We start from the raw sequence: 15,137 nt of genomic DNA, 5'->3' as shown, positions 1-15,137 counted from the left end.
CGGCGGGTGCCCGTGATGGGGTGGCATCCGGCCGGTCAGCTCGCCCGTGCGTCCCGTGGGACGGTGGGCAGCTCCTTGGTGAAGGCCAGCGGCCCGATGGTTTCCGGGTCTGCGTCCAGGTCGAACTGTGCCTGGTATCCCGTGGTGAGGTACAGGTGCTTGGCTTCCGGCTGGCGCGGCCCGGTGGTCAGGTACAGCCGGGTGTAGCCGCGGGCAGCGGCGAGGGCTTCGAGCTCGGCCAGGACCAGCCGGGCTAAACCACGACGACGGTGGGCTGAGTGTGTCCAGATCCGCTTCAGTTCCGCGGTGGCGTCGTCAGAGCGGCGGAACGCGCCGCCGGCGATCGACTCGCCGTCCTCCTGCACCACCAGCAGCGCACCATGCGGCTCCTCGAATTCCGCCGCGGGGTAGCGGTTCAGCTCGTCCGCGGCAGCGGTGCGCCCAAACAGGTCCCCATAGCGGGTGTCATATTCGACGGCGAGCTCGTCCAGGAGCGGCCGGACCCGCGGATCGTGCATGGGCAGGCTGAGGACCGAAAGCCTGGCGGGATCGAGGGGGCGGGGCTTGAGCCCGGGTTCTGCTGTCATGGTGCTAGCCCTTTCCGATGGCGGCTGGTTCTGGAGTTATTTTGTCCTGCGCGGTGGCTGCATGGGCCGCCGGGCCCTGGGCGGCGATGTCCCGGGCAACGCCGAGGAGGCTCCGGGCCAGGGCGTCGTTTTCCCGGAAGGGTGCCGCGTTGGTGTTGGGCCTGGCAAAGGCGCCGGCACCCCAGCCGGAGGTTCCGGGGCCAACGCCGAAGAGGGTGGCCTGGGCCCGGCCTTCCGCGTCCACCAGGTGGTGTCCGGACGAGACCAGCAGCTTACCGGTGGAGTGGATGCCGTCCGAGGTCAGCAGTTGCTGCTCGCTGCCCAGTCCGCCGTCATACAGCGAAGAAAGCACTGGGTTGAGGGAGCGGGCCACCGACGTGGACGGCAGCCGCGCCTCAATCAGCGCGGTGGCGGAAACCGAAACACCGGACTGCGGGGAGGTGGCGCGGAAGGTGCCGCTGGCGTCGTCGGTGGATATCTCCAGGCCCGGGCCGAGGAACTGCAGCAGACCGGCCCGGTGCAGCGCCAGCATCTGGCGGAGGCGGTGCGGCGGCGGACCGGAGTCCACGAAGCTGAAGAAGCCATGCCACCAGCCGTGAATGACCTGCTGGGACTTCGCGTTGAGGCGCTCCGCCGGAACCACGCGCCCCACCTCCATGTACACGTGCAGCAGGGCAAGGAACAGGGCCAGGGTTTCCGGATGGTCCGGGCTGTCCCGCAGGGCCAGGTCGTCGTCGATGTACCGGGCCACCGCGTCCTGCAGTTCCTGGTGGCCGGCAAAGTGGACACCATCGAAAGGCCGGTCCAGCCGTTCCAGGTCCAGGTGCAGGCCCGGGTCCGGCACGGCAGCCGCCACGAGGTCCGCGCGTTCGCCGCTGTACCAGTCCACCTCCGCATAACGGGCGGCAAACACTTCCCATTCCATGGCCCCGCGCTCCGGGCTGCCGGTGAGGAGTTCGCGGTAGTAGTAATACCCGGCTTCCTTGGCGATGAGCGGCCAGAGGTGCTGCCGGAAGTCCAGCTCGCCGTGCTGCTGCAGCAACTCCTGGACGACATCCGCGGTGAAGAAGCGCAGCGGCCCCGGAGCCTGGCCCCGCAGGGAGGCGGAAATCTTGGAGTGGTACGGCACCCCGCGGCGGGACCCTGCCCACAGCCGTGGTTCCCGTCCTGACGGAAGGTAGCGCAGCCCGCCGTCGTCCGTTTCCTGGAACCTGCCGCCGCGCCCCTCCATGAGGAGGACCAGCAGGTCAACGAACGCCAGGCCCATCCCGGCGACGATCACGTCCTGCCCGGGGGCGATGGGGGAGTAGTCGACGTCGGTGGTGTAGCTGGGTGCAGCGTGGTAGCCGCCGTGCCGGGCGGCGAAGTCCGAGTACCCGGCGGAGACGGCGTCAGGGCGGGAGTTCGTATGCCCCAAGGCGGTGACGACGATGTCCGCGTGCAGCGTCCGGCCATTGGCCAGCTCCACCTCGTGGCCGCCATCCACGGCAATGCCGAGGGCGGTGGTCCGGTGGACCGTCACGCTGCGGCCCAGCGATTTGGCGGCCCGGCGGAAGAACCACTCCAGGTACTGGCTCTGCAGCTGGCGGGTGGGGAAGGTGGTGCCGGTCAGCGCGCGGAGCTGGTCCCACAGCTGCTGCGGGAAGTCCGGCACGTCGATGATGGTGGCATCCAGGACGCCGGCGGTCCATTCGGCCAGGCCCGGCCCCGGTGCCGCCGGGCCGGCGCAGTCCACGGACGCGTCCGTGAACATGGTGATGTCCGCCGCCATGGAGTTCAGCAGGAGGCCGGGGTCCTGGTCGTACCGCCAGATTCGGCCGGAGCCGGGGACGTGCGGTTCCACCACATGGATCTGCAGCGGGCCCGCGAAGACGTCCGGCCGGTTGGCCGCGATCCGTTCCAGTACGCCGGCCGTGCGCGGTCCGCCGCCAATGAAGACGATGGCCGGGATGGTGGCTGGCATGGGTGCTCCTGACGGCGGGGGGCTGGATTGAGTGCCCATGCTAGGCAGCCGTGACGACGCCGGTCGAGCGCCTGGTCACGGCCGTTAACTCCGCGTCACGGCACGTTACGGGACGCAAAAAACCGACTCATGACGCCGTACGAAGCCCCGTGAACTATTGCAACCTGCCGCCTTGCTGGCCCGTTCCGGCCGGTCCTAGATTTGCAGCCAGCAAGGGGCCGCCCGGTCCCACCCGGGGCAACAGCCCAACCGGATCCCACGACCAGAAGCGAGGTGGCACATGAGTTCAGCAGCAACGACCGTGGCGCAGTCACGACAGCCGCAGCCGGCACCGCCGGCGGAAACGCCACCGAAAACCGGACGGCCAGAAGAAGGGGCGGCCACCCGGCAGGCCCCGGACTACTCGTCCTTCCGGGTAGTGGCAGCAAAGCATCCATGGCGCTGGGTGGGGACCGCCGTCGTCGCGCTCGGCGTCCTGGCGGTGGCCTGGTCCCTGGCCACCAACCCGCGCTGGGAGTGGGGTGTGGTGGCGCAGTGGTTCACCGCCCAGTCCGTGGTCAACGGCCTGGTGGAAACGCTCAAGCTGACCGCCATCTCCGGCGTCCTGGGGTTCGTGCTCGGATTCATCCTGGCCCTGATGCGGCTCTCCGCGTCGCCGCTGTTGGTCTCGGTGTCCTGGACGTTCTCCTGGATCTTCAGGTCCACGCCGCTGCTGGTCCAGATGCTCCTCTGGTACAACCTGGGCTACCTCTACGAGAAGATCAGCCTGGGCATCCCGTTCACCGATGTCCGCTTCTTCGAGGTCCAGACCACCACACTGATCAGCCAGTTCGCGGCAGCAGTGCTGGGGCTGACCCTGAACCAGGCGGCCTACTCGGCGGAGATCATCCGCGGCGGCATCCTCTCCGTGGACCAGGGCCAGCTGGAAGCCGCGGCCGCCCTGGGCATCCCGGCCTGGCGCCGCTCCACCCGGATCGTCCTGCCGCAGGCCATGCGCGCCATCCTGCCCACCGCGTTCAACGAGATCATCGGCTTGGTCAAGGGCACCTCGATCGTCTACGTCCTGGCCTACTCCGAGCTGTTCTACACCGTGCAGGTCATCTACAACCGCACGCAGCAGGTCCTGCCGCTGCTGCTGGTGGCCACCCTCTGGTACATCGTGATCACCTCCGGGCTGAGCGTCTTCCAGTACTACATCGAACGGCACTACTCCAAGGGCGCGGTGCGGAACCTGCCGCTGACGCCCCTGCAGAAGGCCCGCAAATTCTTCGCCACCCACGCGGCAGTCCCCACCCGGAGGAACTCCTGATGACTGACACCCTTACCGCCCCCGCCGCCACCCGCGGCCTGGTGGAGATCACCGGCGTCCGCAAATCCTTCGGAACCACCGAAGTCCTCAAAGGCGTCAGCCTCACGGTGGAACCCGGGGGAGTGGCCGTGATCGTGGGCCCCTCCGGATCCGGAAAGTCCACCCTGCTGCGGACCATCAACCACCTGGAAAAGGTGGACGGCGGCCACATCACCATCGACGGGCAGCTGGTGGGTTATGAGGTCCGGGGTGACCGGCTGCACGAACTGCGCGAAAAGGAGATCCTGAAACAGCGCACCGAAATCGGCATGGTGTTCCAGAACTTCAACCTGTTCCCGCACCTCACCGCGCTGGAGAACGTGGCGGAAGCGCCGGTGGTAGCGCAGGGCCGCTCCAAGGCGGAAGCCCGCCGCCGCGGCCTGGAGCTGCTGGACCGGGTTGGCCTCAAGGACCGGGCTGACGCCTACCCGCGCCAGCTCTCCGGCGGCCAGCAGCAGCGCGTGGCGATTGCCCGCGCGCTGGCCCTGGACCCCAAGATCCTGCTGTTCGACGAGCCCACCTCCGCCCTTGACCCGGAGCTGGTCAACGAGGTCCTGGACGTCATCCGCGAGCTCGCCACGTCCGGCACCACGCTGATCATCGTCACCCACGAGATGGGCTTCGCCCGCGACGTGGCGGACACCGTGGTGTTCATGGACCAGGGCCAGATCGTGGAACAGGGCACCCCGCAGGACATCTTCAGTAACCCCCAGGAACCGCGCACCCGGAGCTTCTTCTCCAAGGTGCTCGAACCGGCCTTCAACATCTAAGGAACTCCCATGGCTTTCCCCACCCGCGGCCGCCGCCGCGCACCCGCAGCGCGTCCCGCCGTCGTCCTTCTTGGCACCGCGCTCCTTGGCTCAGCCGCGCTCGCCGGCTGCGCGGACCCCGGCGCGTCCGCCGCCGGCAACCCCAGCGGAGGGGCGCAGACGACGGCGGCCCGCAACGGCGTCGTGTACAACACCTCGCCGGACCAGCAGCGGATCCGGGCGGAGAAGGACCCCGCGCTCGCCGCCAAAGTCCCGGAACTGATCGGCAAGGACGGCAAGCTGACCGTGGCCACCACCGCCGGGTCCATCCCGCTGTCCTTCCACGCCACGGACGACAAGACGCCGATCGGCTCCGAGCTGGACATCGCCCAGCTGGTGGCGGACAAGCTGGGCCTGGAGCTGGATGTCCAGGTTACGTCCTGGGAGAACTGGCCGCTGAAGACCCAGTCCGGCGACTTCGAGGCCGTGTTCTCCAACGTGGGCGTGAACAAGGACCGGGTGAAGCTGTTCGACTTCGCCAGCTACCGGGCCGCGTACATGGGGTTCGAAGCGAAGAAGTCCTCCACCTACGACATCAAGGGCGCGGACGACATTTCCGGACTGAAGATTTCCGTGGGCTCCGGTACCAACCAGGAGAAGATCCTGCTGGCCTGGAACAAGGAGCTGGAAGCCAAGGGCAAGGCGCCGGCCACGCTGCAGTACTACTCGTCCGACGCCGACACCATCCTGGCGCTGTCCTCCGGCCGCACGGACCTGAACATCGCCCCGTACCCGTCCACCGTGTACCGGGAAAACACCCGTGACGACCTGAAAGTGGTGGGCAAGGTCAACGCCGGCTGGCCGTCCGAGACCCTGGTAGCCGCCACCACGCTGCGCGGCAATGGGCTGGCACCGGTGATCTCCGAGGCGCTGAACGAAGTCATCCAGGACGGCTCCTACGGGAAGGTCCTGGAACGCTGGGGCCTGTCAGAGGAAGCCCTGCCGGAATCCAAAACCATCACAGCGGAAAACTACACGGCAACACAGGCCACGGCCGCTCCTTCACAGGCAGGAAAGGCATCATGAACGCAGAACACACTGACACCGCCCTTGAGGCCTTCGACGCCGACTGGCAGGAATGGCACGCGGACCACGAGCGGCAGCGGGCCCATCCCCACGGGTTCCTGGCGGTGACGCACCTGCACTGGCTGGGCAGCGAACCCGCGCGGCTGGACGGCGCCCCGGGCACCTGGAGCGTGGAAGCCGACGTCGTCCGCGTGGTTTTGGAGCCGGGCGACAGCCTGCAGCAGGACGGCAGGGAGTTGAACACCGCCGCCGGAACCTCGCTGGAGTTTGGCCCCATCGAGGAGCGCGGCGGCATCAACCTGGTCTCCGGTGACACGGTGATTGAGCTGGCCAAGCGCGGCGGCGAATACATCGTCCGGCCGCGGAACCCTTCCCACCCGCTGCTGCGGGACTACCAGGGCACGCCCGCCTACTCGCCCGATGCGGCCTACGCGGTGCGGGGGACGTTCGTTCCGTTCGAGGCGCCGCGGCCCACCACGGTGGGCGCCGCCGTCGAAGGCATCCAGCACGTGTACCAGGCCCCGGGCGAGATCCGCTTCAAACTGGCCGGGCAGGAATTGGCGCTGACCGCGTTCAACGGCCATGCCCCGGGCTCGCTGTCGGTGCTGTTCACGGACCAGACCTCCGGCAAGACCACGTACGCGGCCAACCGCTCGCTCTCCGTGGTGCCGGCAGCGGACGGGTCCGTCCTGCTGGACTTCAACAGGGCCGTGAACCTGCCGTGCGCCTACACGGACCTGGCCACCTGCCCGCTCCCGCCGGCGGAAAACCGGCTGCCCGTGGCCATCGAGGCCGGCGAAAAGATTCCCTACGAACGTCAGGACCAGCAGTGAGTACCTTTGAAAACCCGGGCTTCCTGGCCATTGAGCTCGACGGCGCCGGCTGGGACGGTGCGGACCTCACCCGGGCCGTGCTGGCAGCCGAGTCCGCGGGCTTCCACGCCGCCACGTTCACCGATGCACCTGCTCCGGGCCGGGCCAACGCGCTCCAGCGGGCGGCCTTCGCGGGGCCGGTGACGCGCAGCATTGCGCTGGTCCCGGAGGTGGACACGGTGTACACGGAGCCGTTCCACATCTCCACCCAGCTGGCCAGCCTGGACTACGTGTCCGGCGGCCGGGCGGGGTGGATCGTGACGGCGGCCGGGTCGCCGGAGGCTGCCGCCGCCGTCGGACGTTCTTCCGTCACTGGGGCCGCGCTGGGCCAGGAAGCCGCGGCGTCCATCGAGGTATCCCGCCGGCTCTGGGATTCCTGGGAGGACGACGCCGTGATCCGCGATGTTGCCACCGGCCGGTACATCGACGTGGACAAGCTGCATTATGCGGACTTCCAAACGCCTGCCGGCTTTCCCGGCGCCGGCTACTCCGTCAAGGGGCCATCCATCATCCCGCGGCCGCTCCAGGGGCAACTGCCCGTGCTGGCCCCGGCTTCCCTGATTGGCGGGATTCCGGTGGACGCCCTGGACGCCGTGCTGGTGTCCGCCCCGACGCCGGAACTGCTCGCGGCCGAGGTCCGTGATGTGCGGGCCAGGGTGGGAGCCGGCGTTGCGGTGGTTGCCGAGCTCGACGTCGTACTGGACGCCCGGGGGCAGGCCGCGGCTGCGCGGGGTGCATCGTTCGACGGAGGCCGGGCGGCTTTCGCAGGTTCCGCACCCGGTCTTACCGACTTCCTGGCCGACCTTTTAAAGGAGGCCGACGGCGTGCGGCTGCACCCGGCGTCGCTCTTTGTTGACCTGGAGGAACTGGGCCGCTGGGTATTGCCGGAACTGCGCCGCCGTGGGGCACTCCGCCCGGTGGTGCAGGACGGCACCTTCCGCGACCTGCTGGGCCTGGACCGCCCGGCCAGCCGCTACGCAACCGCCGCCGCTGCGCCTGCCGGTGCCGGAAAGTAAGGGGAAAATCATGAAACAGCACACCCGTGCTAAATCCGAGGTATTCGTTCCGAGCGGCCAGATCCAGTTCGGCGTCTTCTTCCAGGGCGTCAACTCCGGCACCATCTGGAAGGCCCCGGAATCAGGCTCGCAGACGGACTTCGAGTCCTTCCGCCGCATCGCCCAGACCGCCGAGCGCGGGCTCTTCGCCGCGTTCTTCCTGGGTGAGGGGCTGCGCCTGCGGGAACACCTGGGACGCCCGCACGCGCTGGACGTGGTGGGCCGCCCGGATGCGCAGACCATGCTGGCCGCCCTGGCGTCCGTCACAAAGAACATTGGCCTGGTTGCCACGCAGAACACCACGTACAACGATCCTGCGGACCTGGCCCACCGGCTGGCATCGCTGGACCTGGTCTCCGGCGGCCGCGCGGCGTGGAACATCGTGACCACGGACAACGCCTGGACCGGGGCGAACTTCCGCCGCGGAGGCTACCTGGACCACGCGGACCGGTACAAGCATGCCGAGGCGTTCGTGGAGACGGCCAAGCGGATCTGGGATTCGTGGGAAACGCCGGACGGTCCCGCCCGCCGGGTGCTCCATGAGGGCCGGCGCTACACGGTGGATGTGACGCCGCGGCTGCCGCGCAGTGCGCAGTACCGGCCGGTGCTGTTCCAGGCCGGAGACTCGCCCGAAGGCCGGAACTTCGCTGCCCGGCAGGCGGACGTGATCTTCTCCGCCCACCCCAAGTTCGAGGACGCCGTGGCGTTCCGCAAGGACCTGGTGGAGCGGTCCCTGGCCGCCGGGCGCGGGGCCAATGCCGTCCAGATCATGCCGGCCAGTGAGTTCATCCTGGCGCCGACCGCTGCCGAGGCGGCGGAGAAGAAGGAGTGGGTGCGGAGCCTGCAGATCGGCCCGCAGCAGGCCATCGCCTACCTGGAGCAGTTCTGGGGCCGCGAGCTCTCGGCCTACGATCCGGACGGCCCGCTGCCGGAGATCGATCCGGTGGTGGAGGAAACGTCCGAGACCCGCGGCAGCGGTTTCCACGGTGCCAAGGCCCGGCAGCTGGCGGACCAGTGGCGGGCCGAGGCCAAGGACAAGGGGCTGTCCATCCGGCAGTTCGTCACCTCGAAGACCGCGCGGATCGATTCCACCTTCACCGGCTCCTACACGGCGGTGGCGGACCAGCTGGCCGAGTACGCGCGGGTGGGTGCGGTGGACGGGCTCAACATTTCGCCGTGGCTGGTCCCCAGCGGGCTGGATGACATCGTGAACCACCTGGTGCCGGAGCTCCAGGAACGCGGTGTATACCCCACGGAGTACCGGGGCGCCACGCTCCGCGAGCACCTGGGGCTGGAGACGCCGGTGCGTTCCGCTGACGAGGCTGTTGCGGCGGTCCGCGCCTGATGCGCTGGGCTGAGCTTGCTGGAACGGACGACGACGGCGGCACGGCGGGTGCCGCCGTCGACCCTTCCGCGGGGGCTGGCGCTGTTGTGGCTGGCGCGTCCGGCACCGTCAGCCTGCAGCTGACGGTATGGGAGCAGTGGGTCTAGGGCCCGTTGTGCGCTTCCGGGCCGGCGGCCGGGCCGCTAGTCGGTTTCCGGGCTTTGGCAGTAGAAGCACGTGCCGGCGTCGCAGTCTTCCGCTGTTTCCTGTTCCATTTGGCGCTCACTCATTCCGGGTCCTTTCCGTGGGGATTGCGAAGTAGTACCCCTTGCAAGGGTTTGCCCGGGACCCCTGCTGGATCCCGGGCAAACACTGGGGGTGGTGGCCTGCAGGCCGGTTAGTGGGCCAGGGCCGGTTCGGCCAGCTGGATCTTTTCCGCCTCGGTGGGCACGAAGCCCGCCTGGAGCTCGGAACGGAGCTTGCCCATGTCCAGCTCACCCTGCCACTTGGCGATGGCCACGCAGGAGACGATGTTGCAGACCGTGCTGGTCAGGGCGCGGGCCTCGCTCATGAAGCGGTCGATGCCAACGATGAGGGCCACACCGGCCACCGGCAGGGTGGGCATGACCGTCAGCGTGGCCACCAGGGCCACGAAACCACTGCCGGTGACGCCGGCTGCGCCCTTGGAGGTCAGCAGCATCATGCCGAGCATCAGCAGGATCTGGCCCCAGCTGAGGTGGATGTCGCAGGCCTGGGCGATGAACATGGAGGCCAGGGTCAGGTAGATGGCCGTGCCGGTCAGGTTGAAGGAGTAGCCGGTGGGGACCACGAGGCCCACGACGCTGCGGTCGCAGCCGATCCGCTCGAGCTTGGACAGCAGGCGCGGCAGGACCGGTTCGCTGGAGGACGTGGCCAGGACGATCAGGAATTCGTCCTTGAAGTAGCGCAGGATCTGCCACAGGCTGAAGCCGGTCACCTTCGCCAGGATGCCCAGGCCCACCACCACGAAGACGATGCAGGCTGCGTAGAAGGCAAGGATCAGCATGCCGAGGTTGCCGATGGAGTGGGCGCCGTACTTGCCCACGGTGAAGGCCATGGCACCGAAGGCTCCCAGCGGGGCCACCTTCATGATGTAGCCGAACATGATGAAGAGCAGCTTGTTGAAGCTGTTGACCACGTCCAGTGCCAGCTTGCCCGGTGCGCCGAGCTTGCTGAAAGCGAAGCCGCACAGCAGGGCAATGACCAGCACGGGCAGGACCTCACCGTCGGCGAAGGCGCCAACGAAGGTGGTGGGGATGATGCTCAGGATGAAGTCCACGGGGTTGCTGCTGGGCAGCTGCGTGGTGTACTTCTGTGCCACCGAGGAGTCCAGGTGCGTGGGATCGATGTGCATGCCGGCACCGGGCTGGAACAGCGTCACCGCGGCCAGGCCCAGGGCCAGGGCGAGTGCGGTCAGTGCGTAGAAGAGGCCCAGTGAACGGATCAGGGTGGGACCCACCTTCTTGGTGTCCCGCAGGGAGGTGATGCCTCCCACGATGGTGCAGAACACGATGGGGGCGATCATGAACTTCACGAGTTTCACGAAGCCGTCGCCGATGGGCTTCAGGGACGAACCGAGGTCCGGCCACAGTGCGCCGACAACGACGCCGAGGGCGACTCCGATGAGTACCTGGACATACAGGTGTCCGAGGATGGATTTGATCTTCATTGAACAACTTCCTGCTTGGTGCGGCCCCTTAATAATGGGGCAAAGAGGTGGGGGGGTTTAGGCGGACAGCTCGGCGGCGGGGGCCACGTCGATGTCTGCGGTGGCGATGTGGCGGGCTGCCCGGTGGAGGGCCACTTCGCTGACGGCGCCGGTGTCATCGGTGATGATTTCGGCGGTGATCACGCCGGCGGGCGTCCCGATCCGCAGCAAGCGCGGGGTTCCGGTGCCGGTGGAGGGCGATTGGCCCGCTGCGGTGGCTACGACCGATGACTGCAGCGAGGATGCCAGGGCCACTGCCACGGCTGAGGTCAGGCCGATGGCCGGGTGGGGTGCGAGCATGGACAGCATCCGCACCCGCACGTCGTGGCTGCCGGCAGTAATGGTTGTTCCGTCCGCGGCGATGTAGTCGCCGGCAGGCGCCACAACCCCGACTTTCGGGACGGCGTTCTGCGGCGGATCCTCAGGCTTCCGGAGCCCCATGATGAGGCCGGCCGATGCCCGTGCCGCGATGAGGTCCGGCAGCTGGGCGGTCAGGTTGTCAGTCATTGAGGAAAGGTCGACGCCGGCCTGGTCGGCTGCGAGGAGCACGGCAGGGGCGCCGGCGTCCACCATCGTTGCGGCCAGGGTCCGGCCGTTGACCTGGAGCTGGTCCACCGTGTTGCCGGTAGGCAGCAGTGCGCCGGTGTTCTGGCCCCAGGGGCCGTGGAACGAGAGGCTGACGGGAACACCGGCGGCGCTGCTGCCGGGAACCCGGGCCAGGCCAGACTTGGGAATGTGGCCGCCGGGAGTGGGAACCGCTCCGCTGAGCACCGCGCCGGAGGTGACGTGGCGCATGCGGACCTTGGTCATGCCGTCCCGGGCGGGAACGATGCCCGTCTGGACAGCGAACAGGGCAATGGCGGTGGCGCAGTTGCCGCAGTTGGAACCGAGCTCAACGGTGGGGTCACCGATTCCCACCTGGGCGAAAAGGTAGTCGAGGTCTGCCTCGGCACCCGGGGTTGCCCAGATGACTGCAGCCTTGGACGTGGTGGACGTTCCGCCGCCGACGCCGTCCAGCTGCCGCGCATCCGCTGCGCCGAAAGCGGCTGACAGCAGTGCGGGGATTTCCTCGCGGGTGGGGGCGTGGAGGGCCACGTCCCTGGCATCGAAGAGCCAGCACTTGCTGGTGCCGCCCCGGTACCAATGTCCTTTGAGTCCCACTGTATTTCTCCCTCGTAACTTGCAGGTGCTCTACTTCACAGCACCTTGTACTTCTACGATCCGGGATCCGAGCCTTCAGCACAATCGCAAATAAATGGACGACTATCTACTTTTGCTAAACTCAGTACATGGCAATCCTCGATCTCCACCGGCTCCACGTGCTCCGCGAGGTGGGCCGTTCCGGCTCCCTGACGTCCGCCGCGGCCGCCCTTTCCTTCACCACCTCGGCGGTCTCGCAGCAGATCGCGAAACTCGAGCAGGAGATGGGCGTGGTCCTCATCGAGCGCCATCCCCGGGGCGTGGTCCTGACCGAAGCGGGGCACGCCCTGCTGCACTACGCGGACGACATCGACAGGACCGTGGAGGCCGCCCGCGCCGAGATGGGGGAGTTCGCGGGCCTTCGGCGGGGCCAGCTCCGGCTTGGAACTTTCCCCACCGGCGGGGCCTCCCTGATGCCGGACGTGGTGCTGGCGTTCCGTGCCCGCCACCCCGAGGTGGCAGTGACGGTGGTCAGCGCCCGCCGGGACGGCCTGCTGGAACGGCTGCGGCGGCGGGAAATCGAGCTCACGCTGCTGTGGGACTATCCCTGGCAGCAGATCGAGGACCCCGACCTTGCCCTGGTCAGGCTGACGAACGATCCCACCGTGCTGCTGGTACCGCGGGAGCACCCCATAGCGAAACTCGGCTCGGTCCGCATCGGCGCCTTGAGCGACCAGGAATGGGTGGTGCGCGACGAGCACCCCGTGGCCGACGTCCTGAGCCGGGTATGCCGTGACGCCGGGTTCGAGCCGCGGATCGCGTTCGCCGCCAACGATTACCAGGAGACACAGGGCATGGTGGCCGCCGGTATCGGGATCGCCCTGGCGCCGAGGCTGGCCCTGACAGCCCTGCGTCCCGACGTCGTGGCGGTCCCGCTTGCCGGGTCCCCGAAGCGCCGCATCCTCCTGGCCCACCTGGAAAACCGGCGGCTCAGCCCCGCGGCGCAGCAGGCAACCAAGGTGTTCCGGTCCATCGCCAAGGGCGCGGCTTCCTGACACAGGAGGGTGCCGCCGTCGTGCACTGTCTTTCCTGACGCCTACCGGGCCAGTGGGCCGGCAACCAGCGCGCGGGCAAGGTCCATGAATTCGGCGTGGGTCACCGGAGCCGGGGACGCCGTCGACCCCGCCGGACGGGTATTCCGGGCGATGGCGAAGCTGTCGCTGACGAAGCGCCGGTGCACAATGACGCTGCGGATTGCCGGCAGGACCAGCAGGAACTGGCCGTAGTTGCCCGCAGCCAGGAACGATCCCTCCCACTGCGGGCCGGGTTCCCCGGGCAGCCACCACAGGTAGCCGTAGTCGCAGGTGCCAAACCCGGTGGCCGGCGCCATGTCTGCGCGCCTGACCTGGGTGGCCACGCTGTCCCTGGCCCACTCCCGGGGGACAAGCTGCCGGCCCTCCCACTGCCCGCCGGCTGCCATCAGCAGCCCGATCTTTGCCAGGTCCCGGGCGGAGAGGAAGAAGTGGTAGGCCGGGAAAACGGACTTCTGGGCGTTCCCGAGCATGCGCTGGCGTGTGGGGTCGTAGTCGTCGAATCCCAGCGGACCGGCCAGGTACTTCTCGAACGCGTCAAAGACCGTCAGGCCGCTGGCCTTTTCAAAAATCGCGCCGGCGGCGTTGAAATCCCAGTTGTTGTAGACGAAGAACTGACCCGGCGCTTTGGTGCCGCGGGGAGGGAAGGCATCCTCGTCACTGCCCGGGCTGGAGGGTGGATGGTAGACCCCCGACCGGGAGGTCAGGAGGTCGCGGAGCCGCGCCGTCTTCTCGAGGGGCAGCAGGCCGCCGGTGTCATCGATCCCCAGCGCGCCCAACGTGTCATCCAAGCTGACCGTGCCGGCGTCCACCTGGATTCCGTACAGGATCGAGAGCAGGCTTTTGCGGACCGAGGCGACGTAGCTGGCGCGGGTGGTGTCGCCATGTTCGACGACGGTCCTGCCGTCCTGGAGGACCAGCAGGGATGAGGTGTTCCGGGGCAGCGGAAGTTCCGGGGCGGCGGTCACGGGGCCTCCTGGTGGTGGGTGAAACCAGAAAGCCTGGGACCCGGCGGAGGCCGGGTCCCCAGGCATGGGATTTCGGGGTTACTTGGTGTAGCCGAACACCTGGTTCCACTTGGCAAGATCATCCTTGCCGTAGGTCACGGCGTCGGTGTTCTGCATGCGGAAGACCTTGCCGGAGTCGACGGCGGGGAGGGTCACGCCCATGATGGTGGGCGGTGCCACGTCCGTGCGGACCGGGTATTCACCGATCTGCGCGAAGACCTGCTGGCCCTGCTTGGAAAGGTTGTAGTTCATGAAGACCTTCGCGGCTTCCACGTTGGTGGCGGTGCCCGTCATGCCCAGGTAGTAGTCGTAGGAGACCAGGCCTTCCTCGGGGACGATGAACTTGACCGGAGCCTTGTCCTGGACGGCAGAGATGTTGGTGCCACTGATGGTGACCGTGCCGACGGCCACTTCGCCGCGGGCCAAGGCCGTGGCTTCAGCACCCAGGGAGTCGTAGATCTTGGGCTTCTGCGCAGCGTACTTGGCGAAGTAGTCGCCGCCCATCTTGGTTTCCATGAAGCGGTTCAGCGCAGCGGTGCTGCCGCCCGAGCCGCCCTGGACGATGCCCAGCTTGCCCTGCCACTTGCCGCCGACGGCATCCGCCCAGGACTTGGGGGCATCGGCTTCCTTCACCAGCTGGGTGTTGTAGCCCAGGGTGTAGACGGAGTTGAACATGCGGGTGAACTGGCCGCCGTCCACGGAGACGTCCTTGAGGGTGGAGGCGCCGGGGACGTCATAGGCCTTCCAGACCTTGGCGTCCTCCATGGACTTGGCGATCCGGTAGTCGGACGTGCGGATGACGTCGGCGCTGAGCTTGCCGGCACCCTGCTCGGACAGTACACGTTCGGAGAGCTTGTTCGGGGTGAGCCGGACAACGTTGACCTTGATGCCGGTGTCCTTGGTGAAGGCGTCCACCAGGGCGCTTTCAGAGGAATCGGTGTAGCCGGAATAGAGGGACAGGGTCTGGGTCTTGGCCTTCTCGTAGGTGGCCTTGTCCGCGATGGACTCGCCGTTGATGACCAGCCCGTCGTCGGTCTTCACAGCCGCACTGGCCGTGACCACGCCGGCGCTCTGCGCGGCGCTTCCGCAGCCGGTCAGGCTGAGGGCCAGGAGCACTCCGGCGGCGGTGAGGGCGGGGAGCTTGGACGCTAACTTCATTGTGGGTGTC

The 15,137-nt window shown here is 68.0% G+C and carries 14 protein-coding genes; 8 read left to right on the top strand and 6 right to left on the bottom strand.

The genetic code is table 11. The features are described 5' to 3' along the window. Positions 1–35: 35 nt before the first annotated feature. Both LDO22_RS12720 and LDO22_RS12715 read right to left on the bottom strand, forming a co-directional pair. On the bottom strand, positions 36–587 hold the full coding sequence (locus LDO22_RS12720; RefSeq protein WP_224023616.1) for a GNAT family N-acetyltransferase: 552 nt from the start codon (positions 585–587) through the stop codon (positions 36–38). 4 nt (positions 588–591) lie between these two features. Beyond that, a complete protein-coding gene (locus LDO22_RS12715; RefSeq protein ID WP_224023614.1) occupies positions 592–2,550 on the bottom strand; it encodes an FAD/NAD(P)-binding protein in 1,959 nt (652 codons plus the stop codon). Between the two features lie 280 nt (positions 2,551–2,830). Between LDO22_RS12715 and LDO22_RS12710 the strand changes: the two genes are divergently transcribed. The 7 genes from LDO22_RS12710 to LDO22_RS12680 are packed head-to-tail and all read left to right on the top strand — an operon-like array spanning position 2,831 to position 9,151. After that, entirely contained in the window at positions 2,831–3,859 is a 1,029-nt protein-coding gene (locus LDO22_RS12710) for an amino acid ABC transporter permease (RefSeq protein WP_224023612.1), read from the top strand. Then, the gene (locus tag LDO22_RS12705) at positions 3,859–4,668 is read left to right on the top strand and encodes an amino acid ABC transporter ATP-binding protein (protein WP_275966672.1); all 810 of its coding nucleotides are present in this window, start codon (positions 3,859–3,861) and stop codon (positions 4,666–4,668) included. Before LDO22_RS12710 ends, LDO22_RS12705 begins: the two co-directional genes overlap by 1 nt. Before the next feature lie 9 nt (positions 4,669–4,677). Continuing rightward, entirely contained in the window at positions 4,678–5,733 is a 1,056-nt protein-coding gene (locus LDO22_RS12700) for a transporter substrate-binding domain-containing protein (protein ID WP_224023610.1), read from the top strand. Further along, the gene (locus LDO22_RS12695) at positions 5,730–6,566 is read left to right on the top strand and encodes a DUF1684 domain-containing protein (protein WP_224023608.1); all 837 of its coding nucleotides are present in this window, start codon (positions 5,730–5,732) and stop codon (positions 6,564–6,566) included. The genes LDO22_RS12700 and LDO22_RS12695 overlap by 4 nt, the downstream gene beginning before the upstream one ends. Further along, entirely contained in the window at positions 6,563–7,621 is a 1,059-nt protein-coding gene (locus tag LDO22_RS12690; RefSeq protein WP_224023606.1) for an LLM class flavin-dependent oxidoreductase, read from the top strand. The genes LDO22_RS12695 and LDO22_RS12690 overlap by 4 nt, the downstream gene beginning before the upstream one ends. 10 nt (positions 7,622–7,631) lie before the next feature. Beyond that, positions 7,632–9,005 carry an NtaA/DmoA family FMN-dependent monooxygenase gene (locus tag LDO22_RS12685; protein WP_224023604.1) on the top strand — a complete coding sequence of 458 codons (1,374 nt, stop codon included), beginning with the start codon at positions 7,632–7,634 and terminating at the stop codon, positions 9,003–9,005. After that, entirely contained in the window at positions 9,005–9,151 is a 147-nt protein-coding gene (locus LDO22_RS12680; RefSeq protein ID WP_224023602.1) for a hypothetical protein, read from the top strand. The genes LDO22_RS12685 and LDO22_RS12680 overlap by 1 nt, the downstream gene beginning before the upstream one ends. A gap of 230 nt (positions 9,152–9,381) precedes the next feature. Here LDO22_RS12680 and dctA read toward each other — a convergent pair whose 3' ends face one another. Then, complete coding sequence (gene dctA / locus LDO22_RS12675) at positions 9,382–10,692, bottom strand: C4-dicarboxylate transporter DctA (RefSeq protein ID WP_224023600.1); 1,311 nt, start codon at positions 10,690–10,692, stop codon at positions 9,382–9,384. Positions 10,693–10,749: 57 nt separating this feature from the next. After that, positions 10,750–11,892, bottom strand: a complete 1,143-nt coding sequence (locus LDO22_RS12670) for a PrpF domain-containing protein (RefSeq protein WP_224023598.1) — start codon at positions 11,890–11,892, stop codon at positions 10,750–10,752. A gap of 128 nt (positions 11,893–12,020) precedes the next feature. On the opposite strand from LDO22_RS12670, the gene LDO22_RS12665 reads away from it, so the two are divergent. Continuing rightward, a complete protein-coding gene (locus tag LDO22_RS12665; protein ID WP_159629931.1) occupies positions 12,021–12,926 on the top strand; it encodes a LysR family transcriptional regulator in 906 nt (301 codons plus the stop codon). A 41-nt stretch (positions 12,927–12,967) separates the two neighbouring features. Here LDO22_RS12665 and LDO22_RS12660 read toward each other — a convergent pair whose 3' ends face one another. Both LDO22_RS12660 and LDO22_RS12655 read right to left on the bottom strand, forming a co-directional pair. Further along, positions 12,968–13,930: a serine hydrolase gene (locus LDO22_RS12660; protein WP_224023596.1), complete on the bottom strand. Its 963-nt coding sequence runs from the start codon at positions 13,928–13,930 to the stop codon at positions 12,968–12,970. Between the two features lie 78 nt (positions 13,931–14,008). Continuing rightward, on the bottom strand, positions 14,009–15,127 hold the full coding sequence (locus LDO22_RS12655) for an extracellular solute-binding protein (RefSeq protein WP_224023594.1): 1,119 nt from the start codon (positions 15,125–15,127) through the stop codon (positions 14,009–14,011). Between the last annotated feature and the right edge of the window lie 10 nt (positions 15,128–15,137).

It is taken from the genome of Arthrobacter sp. NicSoilC5 (assembly GCF_019977395.1).
GTDB lineage: Bacteria > Actinomycetota > Actinomycetes > Actinomycetales > Micrococcaceae > Arthrobacter.
The sequence above is the reverse complement of the archived record's forward strand: the minus strand, read 5'-3'. Positions and strand labels throughout refer to the sequence as shown.

Excerpts from the sequence above, each read along its gene's own strand:
- LDO22_RS12720 (WP_224023616.1), bottom strand. The coding sequence starts at position 587 with ATGACAGCAGAACCCGGGCTCAAGCCCCGCCCCCTCGATCCCGCCAGG.
- LDO22_RS12715 (WP_224023614.1), bottom strand. The coding sequence starts at position 2,550 with ATGCCAGCCACCATCCCGGCCATCGTCTTCATTGGCGGCGGACCGCGC.
- LDO22_RS12710 (WP_224023612.1), top strand. The coding sequence starts at position 2,831 with ATGAGTTCAGCAGCAACGACCGTGGCGCAGTCACGACAGCCGCAGCCG.
- LDO22_RS12705 (WP_275966672.1), top strand. The coding sequence starts at position 3,859 with ATGACTGACACCCTTACCGCCCCCGCCGCCACCCGCGGCCTGGTGGAG.
- LDO22_RS12700 (WP_224023610.1), top strand. The coding sequence starts at position 4,678 with ATGGCTTTCCCCACCCGCGGCCGCCGCCGCGCACCCGCAGCGCGTCCC.
- LDO22_RS12695 (WP_224023608.1), top strand. The coding sequence starts at position 5,730 with ATGAACGCAGAACACACTGACACCGCCCTTGAGGCCTTCGACGCCGAC.
- LDO22_RS12685 (WP_224023604.1), top strand. The coding sequence starts at position 7,632 with ATGAAACAGCACACCCGTGCTAAATCCGAGGTATTCGTTCCGAGCGGC.
- LDO22_RS12680 (WP_224023602.1), top strand. The coding sequence starts at position 9,005 with ATGCGCTGGGCTGAGCTTGCTGGAACGGACGACGACGGCGGCACGGCG.
- dctA (WP_224023600.1), bottom strand. The coding sequence starts at position 10,692 with ATGAAGATCAAATCCATCCTCGGACACCTGTATGTCCAGGTACTCATC.
- LDO22_RS12665 (WP_159629931.1), top strand. The coding sequence starts at position 12,021 with ATGGCAATCCTCGATCTCCACCGGCTCCACGTGCTCCGCGAGGTGGGC.
- LDO22_RS12655 (WP_224023594.1), bottom strand. The coding sequence starts at position 15,127 with ATGAAGTTAGCGTCCAAGCTCCCCGCCCTCACCGCCGCCGGAGTGCTC.